This window comes from Caenibius tardaugens NBRC 16725 (genome assembly GCF_003860345.1).
Taxonomy (GTDB): domain Bacteria; phylum Pseudomonadota; class Alphaproteobacteria; order Sphingomonadales; family Sphingomonadaceae; genus Caenibius; species Caenibius tardaugens.
In genome coordinates, this window is the sequence record NZ_CP034179.1 from 377,522 (window position 1) to 398,147 (window position 20,626).

Genomic DNA, 20,626 nt, shown 5'->3' on the forward strand with positions numbered 1-20,626 from the left:
GAAATAAACAGAAAAGAACGCCGCCTGCTTCTGCCGCCCTCCCCGCCTAACTGGCGGTACGGACGACGAGTTTCACTTTCTGCCCAGCGCTCACCCGGTCATTCGCGCCTAGGCCGTTCAGCACGCGAAACCGCGCTTCCTTCGCATCGTCGAAGGCCATGCGCGCGGCGAGCGCGGCCACGGTGTCCCCGCTGCGCACCGTCACCACTTCCACCCGCCGCGGCGTGATCCCCGCCGCCTGACTGGCGCTGATCCGCCGCATCGATTTGTACATCGGCGCCAGCGCGTTCGACTGGCCCGCCGCCGTGATCGTGGTGAAATGATAAGCCCGGTTGCCCGCGAATTCATAGGCATAGACCACGACATCGACCTGACCGCTATTGGTGTTCACCCGCGCGATGCCATAGGCCGCAGGGATACCGTTGACGGTGGTTTTCTCAATCGCGGTGGGCGCAAGCGTCTGCCCCTGCCCGACCAGCGCCTGAAACGCCGTGCGGATATAGCTGTCGAGATTGCCGTTATAGGCCGCCGTCGAAAGCTGCGAACGCCCGCTCTGGCCATTGATCGAGACCGCGCGCGTGCCATTGACCATGTAGAATCCCTGCGGCGCATCGAAGGCCAGGCGGAATTCCGGGTGGGTAAAGGTCCGCCCTTCCACAACGCCCTGCTTGGGATCGTCGCCATACATCACGCCATTGATTCGGCTGAGGAAGACGTCGCGATTCGTATTGCCGCCAGCATTGGCGCCCGCCTTGCCAAGCGCTGTCTGCACGCGTGATGCCGGATCGGGGTGGGTGGAGGACCATTCGGGCATGCTGGCATCGCGCCCCTGCAACTGCGCGTCGAGCGCATTTTGCGCGGCAAGGCTTTGCAGGACGGTGCCCATGGCACGCGGATCATACCCGGCGTTGCGGAGATACTGGATACCCAGTTCGTCAGCCTGCAATTCCTGCGTACGCGAATAGCGCAAGGTCGCCATTTGCGGCACGGTAGTGGCCACTTCCTGCCCCAGCTTGCCCAATGCGCTGTCGCCCAGCAGCACGCCCGAAAGAACCTGCCCCAGCACGCCCAGCAGCGCGTTCTGCTGCGCCTGGGCCTGTCTGCGCGCCGAATGCCGCGCGGCGACATGGCCCACCTCATGCCCCATCACGCCGGCGAGTTCGGCCTCGTTGTTCATCAGGCCCACGAGCTGGCGCGTGACGTAGACATAGCCACCTGGAATCGCGAACGCGTTGTTTACCGACGAATTGAGCAGCGTGACGGTAAAGTCCCCCGGTGCGTTGCTCAGCCCGGAATGGACGGCGACATTGCGCGTCACATTGGCAACATAGTCTGCACGAGGGCCGGTTTCCGCACCGCCGAATTCCGCGACCAGATCGGGATGCGCCTTGGCCCCTTCCTGCCGTTCGGTGGGGTTGAGCGGCGTCCCGGTCGAGGCGATTTCGCCCCCCATGCATCCGCTGAGCGCGAGTGGGAGAACAAGCCCCGCCGAAAGCGATGTGATCCCGGTACGAAAACGAGCGATGTGCGACATGGTAGCCCTCCTCCACATGTACGGCGACACGTGCGGAGACTTCACGTCCCGCACGGCCTCAATCCAACGGGAACCTGACGCGGGCGGGTTTGTTCCCGACGGGAAGCGCCAAGCCTATTTCTTCTTTGCCGCCGAATCGGCCCCGGTGCCACCGATGCCGAGAAACCGATCTTCGCGCATGCGCAAAATCGCATCGGGGCTCATCTTTTCGAGCTGGTCCAGTTCTTCGCCGATCGCATCGCGCAGCGCGTTTGCGGCCGCGCGCGGATCGCGATGCGCCCCGCCCACCGGCTCGTTCACGATCCGGTCGATCACGCCCAGCTTGAGAAGATCGCGCGCGGTAACTTTCATGGCTTCCGCCGCTTCCGGGGCCTTGGCGGCCGTGCGCCAGAGAATCGAGGCGCAGCCTTCGGGCGAAATCACCGAATAGACGGCATGTTCCAGCATCAGCACGCGTTCCGCGCTGGCCAGCGCCACCGCGCCGCCCGATCCGCCTTCGCCCACGATCGTCGCCACCATCGGCACGCGCAGGGCAAGGCAGGCCTCGGTCGAGCGGGCAATCGCTTCGGCCTGCCCGCGTTCTTCCGCTTCAACCCCCGGAAAGGCGCCCGAAGTATCCACAAGCGTGACGACCGGCAGGCCAAATCGGTCGGCCATTTCCATCAGCCGGATCGCCTTGCGATAGCCTTCGGGTTTGCCCATGCCGAAATTGTGGCGCAGACGGCTTTCGGTGTCGTGCCCCTTTTCATGGCCGATCAGCATGACCTTGCGATCGCCCAGACGCGCGAACCCACCGATGATCGCCTCATCCTCACCGAAATAGCGATCCCCGCCCAGCGGCATAAAATCGTCGAAGATATAGGCCACGAAATCGCGGAAATGCGGGCGCATCGGGTGGCGCGCCACTTGCGTTTTCTGCCACGGCGTCAGCGATCCGTAGATGCTGGCCAGCAGATCGGCGCTTTTTTCCTCGAGCCGCTGCAATTCCGCGCTGATGTCGACATCGTCCCCTTCCGCGGCGGCACGCAGTTCGGCAATGCGCGATTCGAGCGCGGCGACGGGCTTTTCGAATTCGAGATATGAGATCATTTTTCTGCGCTAGTCCGCATGGGCCTTTCGGGCAAGAGGATGCCGCTCATTCACCAAGGCGACAAGGCGTGCCGAATCGACGTGTGTATAGATCTGGGTGGTCGCAATATCGGCGTGGCCAAGCAGGGTCTGCAGCACCCGCAAGTCGGCCCCACCTTCCAGCAAGTGGGTGGCAAAGGCGTGCCGCAACACGTGTGGACTGACCTTTTCGGGCGCCAAGCCCGCGCGGATGGCCAGTTCCTTCAACATCTGGAACAGGCGAATCCGGCTCAGATGCTTCCCGCGCGAGGGGAACAGGTACTTTCCGTCATCCGGGCGCAGGGCCAACCAGCGGTTCAGCGCCTGCACCGCCCTCTGGCTGACCGGCACCATCCGCGCCTGCCCGCCCTTGCCGGTAACCGTCAAAAACGGGGCATCGCGCGGCACCGCGGAAAGGGGGAGCGAAACCAGTTCGGTGGCACGCAGGCCCGATCCGTAAAGCAATTCGAGCAAGGCAAGCATGCGTATCGCTTCGGGCCGGTTGCCATCCGCTTCGGTTTCCGCCTGCACGAACAGGCTGTCGACCTCCGCATGGGTCAGGATACGTGGCAGGGGGCGGCGGGTAACGGCCCGTGGCAAGGCCGCCGAAGGATCGTCCACACGCCAGCGTTCGTCCACCAGAAACCCGAAAAACTGGCGCAGGCACGAACTTTTCCGGGCAAGCGAGGATGGCGCCAGCCCGGACCAGGCCTTGCCCAGCCGTGCCAGCGATTCGCGATCCACCGTGACCAGATCGCCCAGCACCTCTTCCGCCGCCTCCAGATCGCGGCGATAGGCGGCCAGCGTGTTCGCCGCCGCCCCACGCTCTGCCGCGAGCATGGACAGAAAGCTGTCGACGGCCGCGCCGATCAGCCTAGCCCCGTGCGACGGCTTCGGCGGCAATCATCCGCGCTTCAGCGGTCAGGCCCACACGATTGAGCGCCGAGACGATGTGATACAGGTGGCGCGCGGTCATCTTGTCCCAGCCATCGCCCTGCATCCCCAGCCCGGCCAGCAACGAAACCAGCGCGGGATTGTTCACTTCCGCCGCCTTGTCGATCATCCGGCTCCAGCGCGTGGGCCGTGTCAGATTGACGCCCAGATCATCGGCAAGGCTGTTCGCCGCGTTGAGGTCGAGGCGGCCAAGCCCGGCCAGACCGGCCACCAGAAAGCGCGATTTGCGCTGTCCTTCGCTCCCGTCATCGTCGATGAAACTGCTGACAGCGGAGGCGCTGACCTGCGAACTGCGCGCCGGTTGCGCCAGCACCAGCAAACCCCAGGCCGGGCTGCCTTCGGACACGACCGGCCCCCAGCGCATGGCATTGCGATCAAGCCCGGCAGCCAGCATCGAGGCCAGCAGCGGCGCGGCATCGTCGGCCAGATCCTCGCTCGCCGGCACGCGCGCGGCGGCAAAAGCGGTCAGCACAAGCCGCCCGTAATCGGGCGTTTCGCCGACCCCCCAGATATCGCGCAAGGCGGCGATGCGGTTCTCCGGCGTATCCGCGACATAGGCATCGCGCAACCGCACGGCCCGCGTGGCGACATCGCCGGTCACTTCATCGTCGGCGAATATCTGCGAATAGAGATCAACCATCGCCGCCGATGACAGGATGCCCTCGCGGCCCGCGGTATCGGCCGCCTGTGCCCGCTGCGCCAGAGGCAGCATCGGCGCAATCGCGGCGCTGCGCTGGTAATAGGGCGCGGCATCGCGGGTGAGCTTTTCCGGTATGGTCAAGCCCAGCGCATTGGCCAGGGCAAACCGCCACGGGTTCAGTTCGGAAACCTTGTCCCATTCGATCGTCACCGCCCCGCGCCCGTCGTTGGCCGCCACGGCGAACCGCTGCGCCAGAAGGACATCGATCTGTGGTGCGATGCCATCGCGCCGGGCCTTGTCCAATTCCCGCTTCGCGCTGCTCGCTTCCCCGCCGTAGGCATCGCAGATCGAACCGGCCAGACGCCATTCGGGGTCTTTGCGCGCGGCGCCGTGGATGCGTGTGATCGGGCAAATGCCGAGGATATCCGCCGTCCCGATATAGGCGTCGAACGCCGCGCCGATCAGCCCCGCATCATAGCGGGCGGTATCGACATCCTGCACCAGTGAACGCGCGATCACCGGTTCCCCGATCCGGTTCAGCAAGCCCGCGCGCAGGCCCGCGAATTCGACCGGGTCCATATCCGCAGGGGCGGCAAGGCGGCTGGCCAGTGCGCGCCGCAAGAGAATATGCCCCCAACGCGACACCAGTGGCCCCTTGGTCCCCTTGATCGCCGCGCGCACGAGCGAGGCCGATTGCCCGGCCAGCGCCTGCGTCGGGAAACCGCCTTCGGCACGGTCAATCACCCCCACTTGCGTCAGCGCACGTTGCGCGCCGGGGGGAATGTCGAATTTCGGCTTCAGCCCCAACAATTCGTCGATTTCATCGTTCGACATCGCGTCGATTTCTGCCAGCGACGGCAACTTGCCCGGCAGGGCAAGGGTGGATTCGCTCTGGCTGGGGACGATCGGCACGGGCTGAACAACCGGGCTCGACGCGGACGATGTCGCGCCCGCAGCCTGCGCCGGACGCGGTGCCGGGGTCCCTTGCGCGGATGAGGCGCTCGGCCGTGGGGCAGGTGTTGGCGTGGGCGTAGGCCGGGGTTCGTCAAAACCCGGCGGGAGAAGCGATTCGGGCGCATCCTGCGCCACCACCAGCGTCGACCAGATCAGGGCCGATCCCAGTGCCAGACCGGCACCTCCGGCCAGAAGGCCGCGCTTCGCATTCCAGATCAAGAATTCCCTCCCGGAACCGCTACAGGCTGGCTGATCTCGTGCAGGGGCTCTTCCCCGCCATCGACCCATGCATAGACGAATATCAGAGCAACGAATGCCGCCAATACCAACCAAAATCGTTTGCCGGCCATTGCCAAACCATTCCCTGCAAAATCAACTTCCGCGCGTGCGCGCTTGCGCTGCCGGTTAGCCCATCTATAGGCAGGGCGGCAATGACTGTCGATGAGCCACCCCTCTCTCAAGCCGAGATTACGGCAATTGCGGCACGGATCGACCGACCTATCGTGCTGGTTGGGCTCATGGGCGTCGGCAAATCCTCGGTCGGGCGGCGGCTGGCCACGCTCCTCAACCTGCCTTTCACCGATGCTGACGATGCCATCGAAGAAGCCGCGCAGATGACGATCAGCGAAATTTTCGCCGCGCATGGCGAACAGGATTTCCGCGACGGGGAACGGCGCGTGATCGCCCGCCTGATGGAAGAAGATCGCGGGGTCATCGCCACGGGCGGTGGCGCTTTCGTCAATGACGAGACGCGCGCCCTGATCCTCGACAAGGGGATCGCGGTCTGGCTCGATGCCGATCTCGATACCCTGGTCGAACGCGTCGGCCGCAAGGATAACCGCCCGCTGCTGCGCGATGGCAACCCGCGCGATATTCTGGCCCGGTTGAAAGCGGATCGCGAACCCGCCTACGCGCAGGCCCCAATCCACGTGATCAGCGTCCCCGGCCCGCATCAACGCACGATAAACGCCCTTCTGAAAGCGATTGACACATGGCTGTGATTCCCGTCGAACTGGCCAACCGGCCGTACGAAGTCCACGTCGGGGCCGGGTTGCTGGCCGATGTTCCCACCCTGTGCCGGGGGCGGCTGCGCAAACGCGGCGTGCCGATCATCACCGATGCCAATGTCCACGCCGCGTGGGGCAATCTGCTCGACACCGTGTTGCGCGAAGCCGGGCATGAACCACACTGGCGCATTCTTCCGGCGGGTGAAGCCACCAAGAGCTGGGACCAGTTGGCCGCCACGGTCAACTGGCTGCTGGAACTGGAAGTCGAACGCGGGGACCATATTCTGGCGCTGGGCGGCGGGGTGATCGGTGATCTCACCGGATTTGCGGCATCGATCGTCAAACGCGGATGCCATTTCATCCAGTTGCCCACCACCCTGCTGGCGCAGGTCGATTCGTCCGTGGGCGGGAAAACCGCCATCAACACCCCGGCGGGCAAGAATCTGGTCGGTGCCTTCCACCAGCCATCGCTGGTCCTTGCCGATCTTGCCGCGCTGGAAACACTGCCCCCGCGCGAACTGCGCGCCGGCTATGCCGAAGTGGTGAAATACGGCCTGATCAGCGACCCGCTGTTTTTCACCTGGTGTGAAGAAAACGGCGATGCCCTGCTGGCGGGCAATGCCGCCATGCGCGAATATGCCGTGGCGCACAGCGTGAAGGCCAAGGCACGGATCGTGGCCGAGGATGAACGCGAAACCACCGGCACGCGCGCCTTGCTCAATCTCGGGCATACATTCGGCCACGCGCTCGAAGCCGAAACCGGCTTTTCCGACCGCCTGTTGCATGGTGAAGGCGTGGCGCTGGGCATGGCCCTTGCCGCGCGTTATTCGGCACGGATCGGCCTGATGGGCGCGGGTGAGGCCCAGCGGGTCGAACATGTGATCGCCGCCAGCGGCCTTCCTGCACGGCTATCGGCACTCGGTCTCGACTGCGACGGCCGGACTCTGGCCAACCATATGCTGCACGACAAGAAGATGGATGCGGGCACCCTGCCCTTCGTGCTGATGAAAGGCATCGGCCAGGCGTTCCTCGCCCGCGATGTCGCGCTGGATGATGTGGCGGCGTTTCTCGACGGGGAACTGGCACGCTGACCGCCGCGGCGGCGGTTCAGCCGGTGCCGTGCGTCAGAACAGGCGAGCGCCGTTCGGCACGGGTTTATCGGGTGAAAACAGCACCACCCGGTCCTGTTCATCGGCAAAGCCAATCGTCAGCACTTCGGAAATGGCCTTGCCGATCTGACGCGGCGGGAAATTGACCACGGCGGCAACCTGCCGCCCGATCAATTCCCCCGGCGTGTAGAGCGCGGCAATCTGCGCGCAGCTCTTCTTCACCCCGATGGCAGACCCGAAATCGATCCTGAGCTTCAGGCTCGGCTTGCGGGCCTCGGGGAAATCCTCCGCCTCCACGATGGTGCCGATGCGGATGTCGACCTTGAGGAAATCCTCGAAGGTAATCGCATCTGCAATCGGCGCATCGGGAGAATGGAGGAGGTGCATTATTCCAGTTCGAGGATGATCGCATCCACGGCCAGGCTATCGCCCGCCTTGGCGTTCACAGCCTTGACCACGCCCGCCTTTTCGGCGCGCAGGATGTTTTCCATCTTCATCGCCTCGATCACGGCCAGCGGCTGGCCGATTTCGACCTTGTCGCCTTCGGCCACGTCCAGACGGACCAGCAGGCCGGGCATCGGGCAGATGAGGAAGCGCGAAAGATCCGGCGGGATCTTTTCGATCATGTGATGCGCATGCTGGGCAATGCGCGCAGGCAGCACGCGCACATCATGGATCGCACCGCGCGTGGTCAGACGGAAGCCCATACGCTTCATCTCGACCTTCACGGCCAGTTCTTCCGCACCGATTTCCGCCAGAACAATCGGTTCGCCCGGGGTGTAGGTCATCGACAGATCGACATCCACGCCGTCGACCGTGATGGCATCGGCATCGATCACCACATCGTGCAGCACATCGCCGATCTTCACCTGCCATTCGCCCGGAGGGTCGAGCGGGCCATCGAGCTGGTTATCGATCTGACGCGCGCGATCCGCCAGCGCCGTGGCAAGGAACGCGGCAATCGCCGAGACATTGCGCAGAAGTTCGGGCGAAGCCGCCGCACCATGGAACCCTTCGGGATATTCCTCGGCAATGAAGCCAGTGGTCAGTTCCCCCGAACGGAAACGCGGGTGCTGCATGATCGCCGAAACGAAATCGATATTGTGGCCCAGACCTTCGATGCGGAACTGGTCCAGCGCCTTGATCTGCTTGTCGGCCGCTTCGTCGCGCGTCTTGCCCCAGGTGATCAGCTTGGCGATCATCGGGTCGTAGAACATCGACACTTCGCCGCCTTCGTAGACGCCATCGTCCACGCGCACGCCATCCACGCCGCGACGGCCGTTTTCGGCGCCATCGTCCGTCCAGCCATCGACCGGCGGCTGATAACGGATCAGGCGGCCCGTCGACGGCAGGAAGCCGCGATAGGGATCTTCGGCATAGACGCGGTTTTCAATCGACCAGCCATCGATTTTCACGTCGGACTGCTTGATCTGCAGTTCTTCCCCCGCAGCCACGCGGATCATCTGTTCGACAAGGTCGACACCGGTGATCGCTTCGGTGACGGGGTGTTCCACCTGCAGGCGGGTGTTCATTTCGAGGAAGTAGAAGCTTTCCCCGGTCTTGTCCGCGCCTGAAACGATCAGTTCGACCGTGCCCGCGCTGTGATAGTTCACGGCCTGCGCCAGCGCGACGCACTGTTCGCCCATGGCCTTGCGCATTGCGGGGGTCACGAACGGCGACGGTGCTTCTTCCACCACCTTCTGGTGGCGGCGCTGGATCGAACATTCACGTTCGTTGAGGTAGATCACGTTACCGTGCTTGTCGCCCAGCACCTGAATTTCGATGTGGCGCGGATCTTCGATGAACTTTTCGATGAAAACACGGTCATCGCCGAACGAGTTCAGGCCTTCGCGCTTCACGCTTTCGAAGCCTTCGCGCACGTCCTTCTCGTTATAGGCAAGGCGCATGCCCTTGCCACCACCGCCAGCCGACGCCTTCATCATCACCGGGTAGCCGATTTCGTCCGAGATGCGCACGGCGTGTTCGGTATCGTCGATTTCACCGACGAAGCCGGGCACGACATTCACGCCCGATTGCATCGCCAGCTTCTTGGATTCGATCTTGTCGCCCATGGCGGCGATCGCGTTCACCGGCGGGCCGACGAAAGCGATGCCTTCCTTTTCGAGCGCTTCGACAAAGCTGGCGCGTTCGGACAGGAAGCCATAACCGGGATGCACCGCATCGGCGCCGGTCTGCTTGCAGGCAGCGATGATCTTGTCGGCGATCAGATAGGATTCCGCCGCGGGCGACGGACCGATGTGCACGGCTTCGTCAGCCATCTGCACGAACGGAGCACGGGCATCGGCATCCGAATAGACGGCAACCGTCTGGATACCCATACGGCGTGCGGTCTTGATCACGCGGCAAGCGATTTCGCCACGGTTGGCGATGAGGATCTTCTTGAACATCGGTGTCCTACTATTCGACCTGAAAAGGAATGTGTTGCGTGCTGCTCACGAGGAGCGGTGAGAAAAATCAGGGGTTATTCGGCGGCTTCCAGCTTGGCGCAGCCACGCGGCATACGCGCGGCTTCTGCTTCGGCCTGAGTCTGCGTGATCGCCATCGGCGTGATGCCCAGACGGGCGAACATCGCCGCGTCATTGTCATCCCCGGCATTGGGTGCCGTCAGCAATTTGTCGCCGGTGAAAATCGAATTGGCGCCCGCCATGAAGCACAGCGCCTGCGTCGATTCCGACATCGATTCCCGGCCTGCCGACAGGCGCACCATCGATTCCGGCATGGTGATGCGGGCCACCGCCACCGTGCGGACAAATTCGATATCGTCGATCTTTGCCAGCGGCGTATCGGCCAGCATGTCGCCCAGCACCGTGCCCTTCACCGGCACCAGCGCGTTCACCGGAACACTGCCGGGATGGCTGGGCAGCGTGGCCAGCGTGTGGATGAAACCAACGCGGTCGGCCCGGGTTTCGCCCATGCCGACAATCCCGCCCGAACAGACATTGATCCCCGCGCCGCGCACGTGTTCCAGCGTATCCAGCCGGTCTTCCATCGTGCGGGTGGTGATCACGTCGCCATAGCGTTCGGGCGAGGTATCGATGTTGTGATTGTAGTAATCGAGGCCCGCATTGGCCAGCATGTCGGCCTGTGCGGTGGTGAGCATGCCCAGTGTCATGCAGGTTTCCATCCCCATGGCGCGCACGCCCTGCACCATTTCGATAATGGCCGGCATGTCGCGGTCCTTGGGGTTGCGCCATGCCGCACCCATGCAGAAACGGGTCGACCCGGCATCGCGGGCCTGTGCCGCACGCTGGAGCACTTCCTGCACTTCCAGCAGCTTGGTCGCCTTGACGCCGCTGTCGGCCTTGACCGACTGGCTGCAATATCCGCAATCTTCCTGGCACCCGCCGGTCTTGATCGAGAGCAGCGTGGAAAGCTGCACTTCGTTGTGCGGGTGGTTGGCGCGATGGACTTCGGCCGCGCGGAAGACCAGCTCCATGAAGGGCAGGTCAAACAGCGCCGCGATTTCCTCGCGGGTCCAGTCGGTGCGGACTTCGCTCACTCAGCGGCCTCCTTCACTTCTTCGCCAGCCGGCGGCATGTTGTGGCCCAGAAGGCGCAGCACATCGGCGGCGCATTCGACCACGTTGGAACCCGGGCCATAAATGCCCTGCACCCCGGCATCGCGCAAATAGTCATAGTCCTGCGGCGGGATCACGCCCCCGGCGATAACTTTGACATCGTTGCGACCGGCTTCGCGCAAACGGTTGATCAGTTCGGGGATCAGCGTCTTGTGGCCTGCGGCGAGCGACGAAGCGCCAACCACGTCCACCCCGCTGTCGAGCGCCAGCACCACGGTTTCTTCCGGGGTCTGGAACAGCGGACCCGACACCACGTCAAAGCCCATATCGCCAAATGCCGAAGCAATCACATTGGCGCCGCGATCGTGGCCATCCTGCCCCATCTTGGCAACCAGCAGCTTCGGCTTGCGGCCAAGGCGGCGTTCGACGGCCTTCACCCCTGCGATGACCTGCGCCCAGCGGCTATCGTCCTTGTAAGGCGCGGCATAGACGCCCTTCACCGGGGTCGGCTGCGTGCCGTAACGGTCGAAGCTTTCTTCCATCGCCAGACTGATTTCGCCCAGCGTCGCACGGGCGCGGGCGCATTCCACGGCATGAGCCAGCAGATTGGTTTCGATCGACTGGGGCGCGGCGGCGGCAACGCGCAGCGCATCCAGCGCGGCCTGACACTTCGCCTCGTCACGGTCGGCCTTCATCTTGTTGATGCGGGCGATCTGCGCTTCACGGACCTTGGTGTTGTCGACCTCAAGCGTTTCGAGCAGGTCTTCGTTGGCGAGGCGGTACTTGTTCACCCCGACAATCACATCGTCGCCACGGTCCACCCGCGCCTGACGGGCGGCGGCGGCGGTTTCGATCATCGCCTTGGGCCAGCCAGCGCCGACGGCCTTGGCCATGCCGCCCTCGGCTTTGACGCGATCGATGATTTCCTGCGCCGCATCGACCAGCTGCTGCGTCAGCGCTTCGATGTAGTAGGAACCGCCAAGCGGATCGACCACCTTGGTCATCCCGGTTTCTTCCTGGATGACAATCTGGGTGTTGCGGGCGATGCGTGCCGAAAAATCGGTCGGCAGGGCGATCGCTTCGTCCAGCGCATTGGTGTGCAGCGACTGGGTGCCGCCCAGCATCGCGGCCATGGCTTCGATCGTGGTGCGGATGACGTTGTTGTACGGGTCCTGTTCCGTCAGCGACACGCCCGATGTCTGACAGTGCGTGCGCAGCATCTTCGAACGTTCGTCCTTGGCGCCAAGTTCGGTCATCGCCCGGTGCCACAGCACGCGCGCGGCGCGCAGCTTGGCCACTTCCATGAAGAAGTTCATGCCGATGGCGAAGAAGAAGCTCAGGCGACCGGCAAACTTGTCGATATCGAGACCCGAGGCCACGCCATATTTCACATATTCAATGCCGTCAGCGATGGTGAAGGCCAGTTCCTGCACCTGCGTCGCCCCGGCTTCCTGCATGTGGTAGCCGGAAATCGAGATCGAGTTGAACTTGGGCATTTCACGGCTGGTATAGCCGAAGATGTCCGAGATGATCCGCATGCTCGGCTCGGGCGGGTAGATATAGGTGTTGCGGACCATGAACTCCTTGAGAATGTCGTTCTGGATGGTCCCGTCGAGCAGCTTGCGCTCCACGCCCTGTTCCTCGCCCGCCACGATGAAGAACGCGAGGATCGGGATCACCGCGCCGTTCATGGTCATCGAAACCGACATCTGGTCGAGCGGGATGCCGTCGAACAGGATCTTCATGTCCTCGACACTGTCGATCGCCACGCCGGCCTTGCCGACATCGCCTACCACGCGCGGGTGATCCGAGTCATAGCCACGGTGCGTCGCAAGGTCGAACGCGACTGACAGGCCCTTCTGGCCCGCCGCAAGGTTCCGGCGATAGAACGCGTTCGATTCTTCCGCGGTGGAAAAGCCCGCGTACTGGCGGATGGTCCAGGGGCGGCCCGCATACATCGAACCACGCACGCCGCGCGTAAACGGTGCGAAACCGGGCAGCCCCGGATCAACCGTGACATCTTCGGCGGTGTAGAGCGGCTTGACCGCGATCCCTTCCGGGGTCTGCCAGGTCAGGTCCTTGCCCTTCACTTCCTTGTCGGCAAGGGCTTTCCAGCTTTCGAGATCGGGGCCAGCGTTGTTGGTATCGGTCATGAATATCCTCGCGCCGCCTCAGCGGCCGTTGAATTGCGGTTTGCGCTTCTCGTCGAAAGCAGCGAGCGCTTCCTTGAAGTCTTCGCTAAAGCCCAGTTCGCGCTGGTTATCGCGTTCGATGGCCAGCACATCGTTCAGCGTGCTCTCCACCGCCGCGTTGATCTGTTTGCGGACCATGCCGATCGCCTTGCCCGGCCCGGCAGCCAGTTTCGCGGCGATCGCCTGTGCCGTTGCGAGCACGTCGCCATCATCGACAACGCGGTTGATCAGGCCAATCGCGTGGGCTTCCTCTGCGGAAAGCTTCTCGCCCAGCAATGCCAGTTCCATGGCCCGCGCACGGCCGACACTGGCCGCCACCATCCAGCTTGCGCCCGCATCGGGCACCAGCCCGATATTGACAAATGCCAGCAAGACATAGGCCGAACGCGCCATGACCGAGATATCACCCGCCAGCGCGAGACTGAGCCCCGCGCCCACGGCCGGGCCGTTGATCGCCGTGATCAACGGGGCAGGCAATTCCATCAGGTACTGCACGAACGGGTTATAGTGGTCGTTGAGCAGAGCGCCCAGATCGTCCGGCAAACCTTCATAACCTGCGCCGTCGGGCAGCAGATCCGCACCGGAGGAGAACGCGCGGCCTTCCCCGCTCAGCACGAAGGCCTTGCAGCCGTTTGCCAAAGCCTCGTCCATCGCCGCTTTGAGTTCGACGAAAACGTTGGGGGTCAGTGCATTAAGCCTGTCCGATCGTGCGATAGCCAGAGTGGTAACCGCGCCGTCGCTGCTTGCGGAAATGAAGTTGTATGCCATCAATGCGCCTCTTTCGGGCTTTCCATGATTTCGGTCAGCACGCCGTTCATGTCCTTGGGGTGGACGAAGAAGATCAAGGTACCATGCGCGCCGATGCGCGGTTCACCCAGAACGCGAGCACCCTTGCCTTCGAACCAGGCTTTCGCCGCGTGAATGTCGGGCACTTCGTAGCACATGTGATGCTGGCCGCCCGCCGGGTTCTTGGCAATGAAGCCATGAATCGGCGAATCCGCACCCAGCGGCTCGATCAATTCGATCTGCGTGCCGTTGGTGCCGTTTTCGCCCGGCGTATCGACGAAGCACACTTTCACGCCCTGAGCGGGCAGGTCGAACGGTTCGCAAATCTGCGTCGCGCCCATCACATCGCGGTAATAGGCGATGGATTTTTCCATCGACGGCGTGGCGACGCCGATATGATTGAGACGGCCAAGTTTCATCGTCCGGTCCTCACAGCGGGATGTTGTCGTGCTTCTTCCACGGATTCTCAAGCTCCTTGTTGCGGAGCTTGCGCAGGCCGAGCGCGATGCGGCGGCGGGTGGAATGCGGGTGGATCACTTCGTCAATAAAGCCCTTGCTCGCCGCCACGAACGGGTTGGCGAAGCGGTCTTCGTATTCCTTTGTGCGTTCCGCGATCTTGTCGGGATCGCCCATATCCTTGCGGAAGATGATTTCCACCGCACCCTTGGCACCCATCACCGCGATTTCGGCGGTCGGCCAGGCGTAGTTGAGATCGCCGCGCAAGTGCTTGGAGCTCATCACGTCGTAAGCGCCGCCATAGGCCTTGCGCGTGATGACGGTGATCTTCGGCACCGTCGCTTCGGCATAGGCGAACAGCAGCTTCGCGCCGTGCTTGATAATGCCGTTATGTTCCTGATCGGTGCCCGGCAGGAAGCCCGGAACATCGACGAAGGTCAGGATCGGGATATTGAAGCAGTCGCAGAAACGGACGAACCGGGCCGCCTTCTTCGAGCTGTTGATGTCGAGCACACCAGCCAGAACCATCGGCTGGTTGGCAACGACACCCACCGTGCGCCCTTCCACACGGCCGAAACCGCACAGGATGTTGCCAGCATGACCCGGCTGCACCTCGAAGAAATCGCCTTCATCCAGAACCTTGCGAATGACTTCGTGCATGTCATAGGGCTGGTTGGCATTGGCCGGAATGATCGTGTCGAGGCTGTCCTCAAGGCGATCCCACGGGTCCGATGTCGGGCGTTCAGGCACGTCTTCCTTGTTCGACAACGGCAGGTAATCGAAGAAATCGCGCGTCGCCATCAGCGCTTCGATATCGTTTTCAAAAGCGATATCGGCCACCGAAGTCTTGGTCGTGTGCGTAATCGCGCCGCCCAGTTCTTCCTGCGTCACGACTTCGTTCGTCACCGTCTTGACCACGTCCGGGCCGGTCACGAACATGAACGAGCTGTCCTTCACCATGAAGATGAAGTCGGTCATTGCGGGCGAGTACACCGCGCCGCCAGCGCAGGGGCCCATGATCAGCGAAAGCTGCGGCACCACGCCCGATGCGTTGACATTGCGCTGGAACACTTCGGCATAACCGGCCAGCGAAGCCACGCCTTCCTGAATACGGGCGCCGCCGGAATCGTTAAGACCGATGACCGGGGCACCGACTTTCATGGCCATGTCCATGATCTTGCAGATCTTCTGCGCGTGCCGTTCGGACAGGGCGCCGCCATAGACGGTGAAATCCTGGCTGAACACGAAGACCAGGCGACCATTGATCGTGCCGCTGCCGGTGACCACGCCATCGCCCGGGATATGCTGTTCGTACATCCCGAAATCGACGCAGTTGTGTTCGACATACATGTCGTATTCTTCGAAGCTGTCTTCATCGAGCAGCACTTCGACGCGTTCGCGCGCGGTCAGCTTGCCCTTGGCATGTTGCGCATCGATGCGCTTTTGCCCGCCACCCAGTTTGGCGGCATCGCGGCGGCGTTCCATTTCGGCGATATTGGCTGACATTCAGCAGTCCTTCGAGCAAAGCGGCACGCCGCACCCGTCCCGGGCCGGTCGTGCCGTGATTGTCTATCCGCGCATAACATGGCCACAGGCGCCCTTCGCCCGCACCGTGTCATGCCCAAAGCAATTTGCAGCCTGCGCCATGGCGATGACGCGTCTGTGAGTCCAATGTTAATTTGCGAAGTTGCAAACCCCCATTTTGCAAACTAGCATAGCGGCGTTCCCGGCACCAATCCCGCGGGCCTATCCCGCACGAACCCGCGCCGGGCCGCGCGGCTTCGCAACACAGGGCCACCGATGTCTGTAAAACGCCGTATATTTGCCGGGTCGCAATTGCGAAATCTGCGCGCCGCCCGCAACCTGCGGCAGGCCGAAATGGCCGACCGGCTGGATATCAGCGTCTCCTATCTCTCGCAGCTGGAGAATGACGATCGCCCGCTCAGCAATGCCCTGCTGGAACGACTCGCCCGCGAATTTCCGCTCGACTGGCAGGACGTCGGCGCGGACAGCACGGAAAAGCGCCTTGTCGCCCTGCGCGAGGCGACGGCCGACCCGCTGTTCGCCGAACCGCTGCCCGCCGAACAACTGGCCCGCATCGCGGAGCAGCAGCCGGGCTTTGCCGAACGCTTCATCGCCCTGCACGAAGCCTATCGCCGTACGGGGCAGCGGCTGGAAATGGTCGACGAGGCGCTGGCCGCCGATAACGCCAGCGGCACCCGTCTGCCATGGGAGGAAGTGCGCGACTGGTTTCATTTCGCGAACAACTACGTCGATACGATCGACCGCGCGGCCGAAGCACTGTCCATCGGCCTGATCGGCGATCACGGGCTGTCGCCGCTGTCCGAAGCGCTGGAACAGCAGCTTGCCATCGGCTTTTCCGTATCGGTCCGTTACGAAAGCAACCGGGGCCTGCGCGAATTCGATCCGCAAATGGGCCATCTCGTGATCGATCCGGCCCAGCCTGCGGAAACGCGGCGGTTCCAGCTCGCCCATCAGCTTGCCGCGTTGGCGCTGAAGGCGGAAATCGCCAGCGTGATCGCCGCAGCAACCCTGCGCAGTCCGGCGGGGCGGCAATTGCTGTTCGTCGGCCTGTGCAACTATGCCGCCAGTGCAATCCTGATGCCCTATCGCACCTTCCGCGAAGAAGCGCGCCGCCTCCGCCATGATATCGACCGGCTGGCCCACGCTTTTGGGACCAGCTTCGAACAGACCTGCCAGCGCCTTTCCACCTTGCAGCGCGCCGATGCACGCGGGGTGCCGTTCTATTTCTGCAAAGTCGACATGGCGGGCAATATCACCAAGCGCCATTCAGCCACGCGGCTGCAGTTCGCCCGTTTCGGCGGGGCCTGCCCGTTGTGGATCGTGCACGAGGCCGTGGCCATCCCCGACCGCATTCTGGTGCAACTGGCGGAAACCCCCGATGGGGTGCGCTATGTTTCCATGGCCAAGGGGCTGGTGAAGCCGTCGGGCAGTTTTGAACGATCCCCGCGCCGCTATGCCCTCGCGCTGGGCTGCGAAGCCGCCCATGCCGACGAATTCGTCTATGCCGATGGGCTGGACCTCGCGAGCCCGCACCGGATGGAAAAAATCGGCGTATCGTGCCGCCTTTGCCCACGCCCCGATTGCGATCAGCGCGCCTTCCCGCCCAGCGACCGCGCCATTCTGGTCGATCCCGATCAGCGCGGCATCGTCCCCTATCGCATCAACTGATCCCCGCCGGGATCAGCGCATCAGCACCAGTTCTTCCGCCATGGAGGGGTGGAGCGCGACCGTATCGTCGAAATCGGCCTTGGTCAGCCCGGCACGCACGGCAATGGCTGCGGCCTGCAGGATTTCGGGCGAATCCGGCCCGATCATGTGCACGCCCAACACGCGGTCGGTGCCCGCATCGACCACCAGCTTGTAAAGGCCGCGTTCGTGCCGTTCGGCAAAGATGTTCTTCATCGGACGAAAATCCGATGTGAAAATCCTGACCTCGCCGTACTGGTCGCGCGCCTCCGCCTCGGTCAGCCCGACGGCTGCAATCGGCGGCTGCGAGAACACGGCGCTGGGGATGGAATCGTAGGCGATCGTGCGCCGGTTGCCGCCAAACAGGCCATCGGCCACCGCATGCCCTTCGCGAATGGCGATGGGGGTCAGTTGCACCCGGTCGGTCACATCGCCCACGGCATAGATACTGTCGCAACTGGTCTTGCTGTATTCGTCGACCGGGATTTGCCCGTTTGCACCCAGCGCGATCCCCGCATTTTCCAGCCCCAGCCCGTCGGTTTTCGGGCGACGGCCAGTGGCGATCAGCACCGTATCGGCGGGGATCGGTTCATGATCGCCGGCATGAACCAGCAAGCTGCCGTCATCCTGCCGCGCCACTTTCCTGATCGGGCTGTTGAACCGATATTCGATACCCCGCGCCATGGTGATCTGCAGCAACCGGTCGCGCATGGCCTCGTCATAGGATCGCAGGATCACATCGCTGCGGTTGACCACGGTGACATGGCAACCCAGTGCGTTGAAAATACCGGCGAACTCCATGGCGATATAGCCCGCGCCCTGAATCACCACACGTTTGGGCAATGCGGGCAGATGGAACACCTCGTTCGAGGTGATACACAGGTCGCTGCCTTCGAAGGCGGGCATGACCGGCCAGGCCCCGACCGCCACCAGGATGTAGCGCGCCGTCAATTCGCGGCCCGAGGCCAACCGCACCGTGTTCGGCCCGGCAATCACCGCCCGTTCGTGGAAATGTTCCACGCGATTGTTATCCAGCGTGGAGGTATAGGCCGCCTCGATCCGTTCCACATCGCGCAGTACCGTGTCGCGCAAGGTCGGCCAGTCGAACCGCGGCTGATCCACCGTCCAGCCATAACGGGCGGCATCGTGCAGTTCGTCCGCAAAATGCGAACCGTACACCAGCAGCTTCTTGGGCACGCAGCCCCGAATCACGCAAGTCCCGCCGATCCGGTATTCTTCCGCCACAGCCACTTTCGCCCCATGCGCGGCAGCCACCCGGCTGGCGCGCACGCCGCCGGACCCGGCCCCGATGACGAAAAGGTCGTAGTCGAATTCGCTCATGCCCATGCTCCTCTGGGGGCGCGATATGGGTGAGCGCAGCCCCCTTGCCAACCGTTTCCTTGCGCAAACAGGTTATGCAGGCGGGTGTTCAGGCATTGTCGTTCAGGCCGGCGGCGGCCAACAGGGCTTCGGTGCCGGGATCGAAGACTTCCCCACCCTTCTCGATCTTGCGTGCGAGCGTCTTGCCCAGTTCCACGCCGAACTGGTCGAAAGGATTGATCCCCATCAACACCGCATTGGCGAAAGTCCGGTGTTCGTGGAAGGCGATCAGGGCGCCCAGCGATGCCGCATCGAGATCGTCACACAGGATGGTCGCCGAAGGGCGATTGCCGGGATAGGACCGCTCTGCACCGGCATCGCGGCGGCCTGCCATCAGCGCGGCGCCCTGGGCGAAACAGTTCATCAACAAGGTCCGGTGATGCACCGGGTCCAGTTCATCCCCAGGCGCGATGCTGGCGATGAAATCGACCGGCACCAGATGCGTGCCCTGATGGAGCAACTGGAACACGGCATGCTGCGCCTCCGTGCCGACACCGCCCCAGGTAATCGGCGCGGTCGGCCCGGAAACCGGCTGACCGTCCACGGTCACCCCCTTGCCATTGGATTCCATCTCGAGCTGCTGCAGATAGGCCGGGAACAGCGCAAGTCGTTCATCGTATGCGAAAACCGCCCGCGTGCGGCAACCGCAAACGCGGTTGTAGTAGAGATCGGAAAACGCCGCGCGCAAGGGCAGGTTATCGCGACCGTCCGTTTCGATAAAATGGACGTCGACCGCCTGCGCCCCTTCCAGCATGGCCGAAAATTCATCCCAGCCCACCGCCAGCGCAATCGGGAATCCGATCGAGGACCACAGCGAATAACGCCCGCCAATGGTTTCCGGAAACGGCAGGATACGCGTTTCGTCCACACCCCATTCCACCGCCTGTTCGGGATTGGCGGTCAGCGCGATCACGCGCCCGCCCGGATCGCTCACCCCGTTATCCCCCAGCCAGCGCAGCACGCTTTGCGCGTTGGTCAGCGTTTCCACCGTGCCAAAGGTTTTCGATGCGATCGCCAGCAGCGTCGTCGCCGGGTCGCAGGCGGCAAATGCCTGTTCGAGCGCGCACCCGTCGATATTGGACACGACATGCACATCGACCAGCGCCAGATCGCGGGCCAGCGCGTTGATCGCCAGTGCCGGACCCAGTGCGGACCCGCCAATCCCGACATGGATCAAATGGCGAATTTCACCCAGCGCGCCCTGATGGATCGCCTCCACCAGCATGCGCATCCGCTGATGCAGCGCGAAGGCTTCCTCCACGCTGCTGTCCTTGCCGATCCCGCGTTGGGCCAGATGTTCGGCTGCACGCCCTTCGGACGCGTTGCTGAGGCCACCGGTCACCAGCGTTTCGCGCGCGCCGGCAAAGTCCGCCGCCTCGGCCAAATCCTCGAAACCGGCCAGCAGATCGTCAGTCAGGTGGGTTTTCGACCAGTCGAACAGAATGCCGCCCGCCCCTTCCCCCAGACTGATCCGGCCGGACAGCTTCGCCACCCGATCGCGATCCGCGAACAGTTCCGCCAAGGTCTGGACCCCGGTTTGATCCAGCTTATCCCAGGCGGCCTTGATCGCATCTGGCATCGAAATCCCTTTCCTACTGCATGGGGCAGGCGGTATGGCACCGCCATGCGCAATCACACCATGAACCTAGCCCGGCAAACGCCGCTGCGCCAAGTGTCATTGTGCGCCTGCGAAACAAGGGATGCATTCCCGCCCCTGAACTGTGTCACCTGTGTCAAC

General features: G+C 63.3%; 16 protein-coding genes. 3 read left to right on the forward strand and 13 right to left on the reverse strand.

Annotated features, from left to right (window positions below; genetic code table 11):
• Positions 1 to 46: 46 nt before the first annotated feature.
• From EGO55_RS01960 to EGO55_RS01975, 4 genes are all read right to left on the reverse strand, one after another.
• Positions 47 to 1,534, reverse strand: a complete 1,488-nt coding sequence (locus EGO55_RS01960) for a M48 family metalloprotease (RefSeq protein WP_021689305.1) — start codon at positions 1,532 to 1,534, stop codon at positions 47 to 49.
• A 114-nt stretch (positions 1,535 to 1,648) separates the two neighbouring features.
• Positions 1,649 to 2,623, reverse strand: coding sequence for an acetyl-CoA carboxylase carboxyltransferase subunit alpha (locus EGO55_RS01965; RefSeq protein ID WP_021689306.1), 975 nt, complete (start codon positions 2,621 to 2,623; stop codon positions 1,649 to 1,651).
• 9 nt (positions 2,624 to 2,632) lie between these two features.
• A complete protein-coding gene (locus EGO55_RS01970; RefSeq protein WP_429860913.1) occupies positions 2,633 to 3,544 on the reverse strand; it encodes a tyrosine recombinase in 912 nt (303 codons plus the stop codon).
• Complete coding sequence (locus tag EGO55_RS01975) at positions 3,516 to 5,408, reverse strand: hypothetical protein (RefSeq protein WP_021689308.1); 1,893 nt, start codon at positions 5,406 to 5,408, stop codon at positions 3,516 to 3,518. Before EGO55_RS01975 ends, EGO55_RS01970 begins: the two co-directional genes overlap by 29 nt.
• Before the next feature lie 212 nt (positions 5,409 to 5,620).
• Between EGO55_RS01975 and EGO55_RS01980 the strand changes: the two genes are divergently transcribed.
• Positions 5,621 to 6,190 carry a shikimate kinase gene (locus tag EGO55_RS01980; protein WP_021689309.1) on the forward strand — a complete coding sequence of 190 codons (570 nt, stop codon included), beginning with the start codon at positions 5,621 to 5,623 and terminating at the stop codon, positions 6,188 to 6,190.
• Positions 6,181 to 7,287, forward strand: coding sequence for a 3-dehydroquinate synthase (gene aroB / locus EGO55_RS01985; RefSeq protein ID WP_021689310.1), 1,107 nt, complete (start codon positions 6,181 to 6,183; stop codon positions 7,285 to 7,287). Before EGO55_RS01980 ends, aroB begins: the two co-directional genes overlap by 10 nt.
• Before the next feature lie 33 nt (positions 7,288 to 7,320).
• Here the strand turns inward: aroB and EGO55_RS01990 are convergent, their stop codons facing one another.
• The 7 genes from EGO55_RS01990 to EGO55_RS02020 all read right to left on the reverse strand — a co-directional run bounded on the left by EGO55_RS01990 (position 7,321) and on the right by EGO55_RS02020 (position 15,783).
• Positions 7,321 to 7,692, reverse strand: coding sequence for a tRNA-binding protein (locus tag EGO55_RS01990; protein WP_021689311.1), 372 nt, complete (start codon positions 7,690 to 7,692; stop codon positions 7,321 to 7,323).
• Positions 7,692 to 9,713 carry an acetyl-CoA carboxylase biotin carboxylase subunit gene (locus tag EGO55_RS01995; protein ID WP_021689312.1) on the reverse strand — a complete coding sequence of 674 codons (2,022 nt, stop codon included), beginning with the start codon at positions 9,711 to 9,713 and terminating at the stop codon, positions 7,692 to 7,694. Before EGO55_RS01995 ends, EGO55_RS01990 begins: the two co-directional genes overlap by 1 nt.
• Positions 9,714 to 9,787: 74 nt before the next feature.
• Positions 9,788 to 10,825, reverse strand: a complete 1,038-nt coding sequence (bioB, locus tag EGO55_RS02000) for a biotin synthase BioB (protein WP_021689313.1) — start codon at positions 10,823 to 10,825, stop codon at positions 9,788 to 9,790.
• Positions 10,822 to 12,996 (reverse strand): methylmalonyl-CoA mutase, encoded by a 2,175-nt coding sequence (gene scpA / locus EGO55_RS02005; protein WP_021689314.1) that lies wholly within the window; start codon positions 12,994 to 12,996, stop codon positions 10,822 to 10,824. The genes bioB and scpA overlap by 4 nt, the downstream gene beginning before the upstream one ends.
• An 18-nt stretch (positions 12,997 to 13,014) precedes the next feature.
• Positions 13,015 to 13,803 carry an enoyl-CoA hydratase-related protein gene (locus tag EGO55_RS02010; RefSeq protein ID WP_021689315.1) on the reverse strand — a complete coding sequence of 263 codons (789 nt, stop codon included), beginning with the start codon at positions 13,801 to 13,803 and terminating at the stop codon, positions 13,015 to 13,017.
• A complete protein-coding gene (mce, locus tag EGO55_RS02015) occupies positions 13,803 to 14,240 on the reverse strand; it encodes a methylmalonyl-CoA epimerase (protein ID WP_021689316.1) in 438 nt (145 codons plus the stop codon). Before mce ends, EGO55_RS02010 begins: the two co-directional genes overlap by 1 nt.
• Before the next feature lie 10 nt (positions 14,241 to 14,250).
• Positions 14,251 to 15,783 carry an acyl-CoA carboxylase subunit beta gene (locus EGO55_RS02020; RefSeq protein ID WP_021689317.1) on the reverse strand — a complete coding sequence of 511 codons (1,533 nt, stop codon included), beginning with the start codon at positions 15,781 to 15,783 and terminating at the stop codon, positions 14,251 to 14,253.
• 294 nt (positions 15,784 to 16,077) lie between these two features.
• Between EGO55_RS02020 and EGO55_RS02025 the strand changes: the two genes are divergently transcribed.
• On the forward strand, positions 16,078 to 17,490 hold the full coding sequence (locus EGO55_RS02025; protein ID WP_021689318.1) for a helix-turn-helix domain-containing protein: 1,413 nt from the start codon (positions 16,078 to 16,080) through the stop codon (positions 17,488 to 17,490).
• A 12-nt stretch (positions 17,491 to 17,502) separates the two neighbouring features.
• Here EGO55_RS02025 and gorA read toward each other — a convergent pair whose 3' ends face one another.
• Together gorA and pgi are read right to left on the reverse strand one after the other, a co-directional pair.
• Positions 17,503 to 18,849, reverse strand: a complete 1,347-nt coding sequence (gorA, locus tag EGO55_RS02030; protein WP_021689319.1) for a glutathione-disulfide reductase — start codon at positions 18,847 to 18,849, stop codon at positions 17,503 to 17,505.
• Positions 18,850 to 18,937: 88 nt separating this feature from the next.
• A complete protein-coding gene (gene pgi, locus EGO55_RS02035; protein ID WP_021689320.1) occupies positions 18,938 to 20,467 on the reverse strand; it encodes a glucose-6-phosphate isomerase in 1,530 nt (509 codons plus the stop codon).
• Between the last annotated feature and the right edge of the window lie 159 nt (positions 20,468 to 20,626).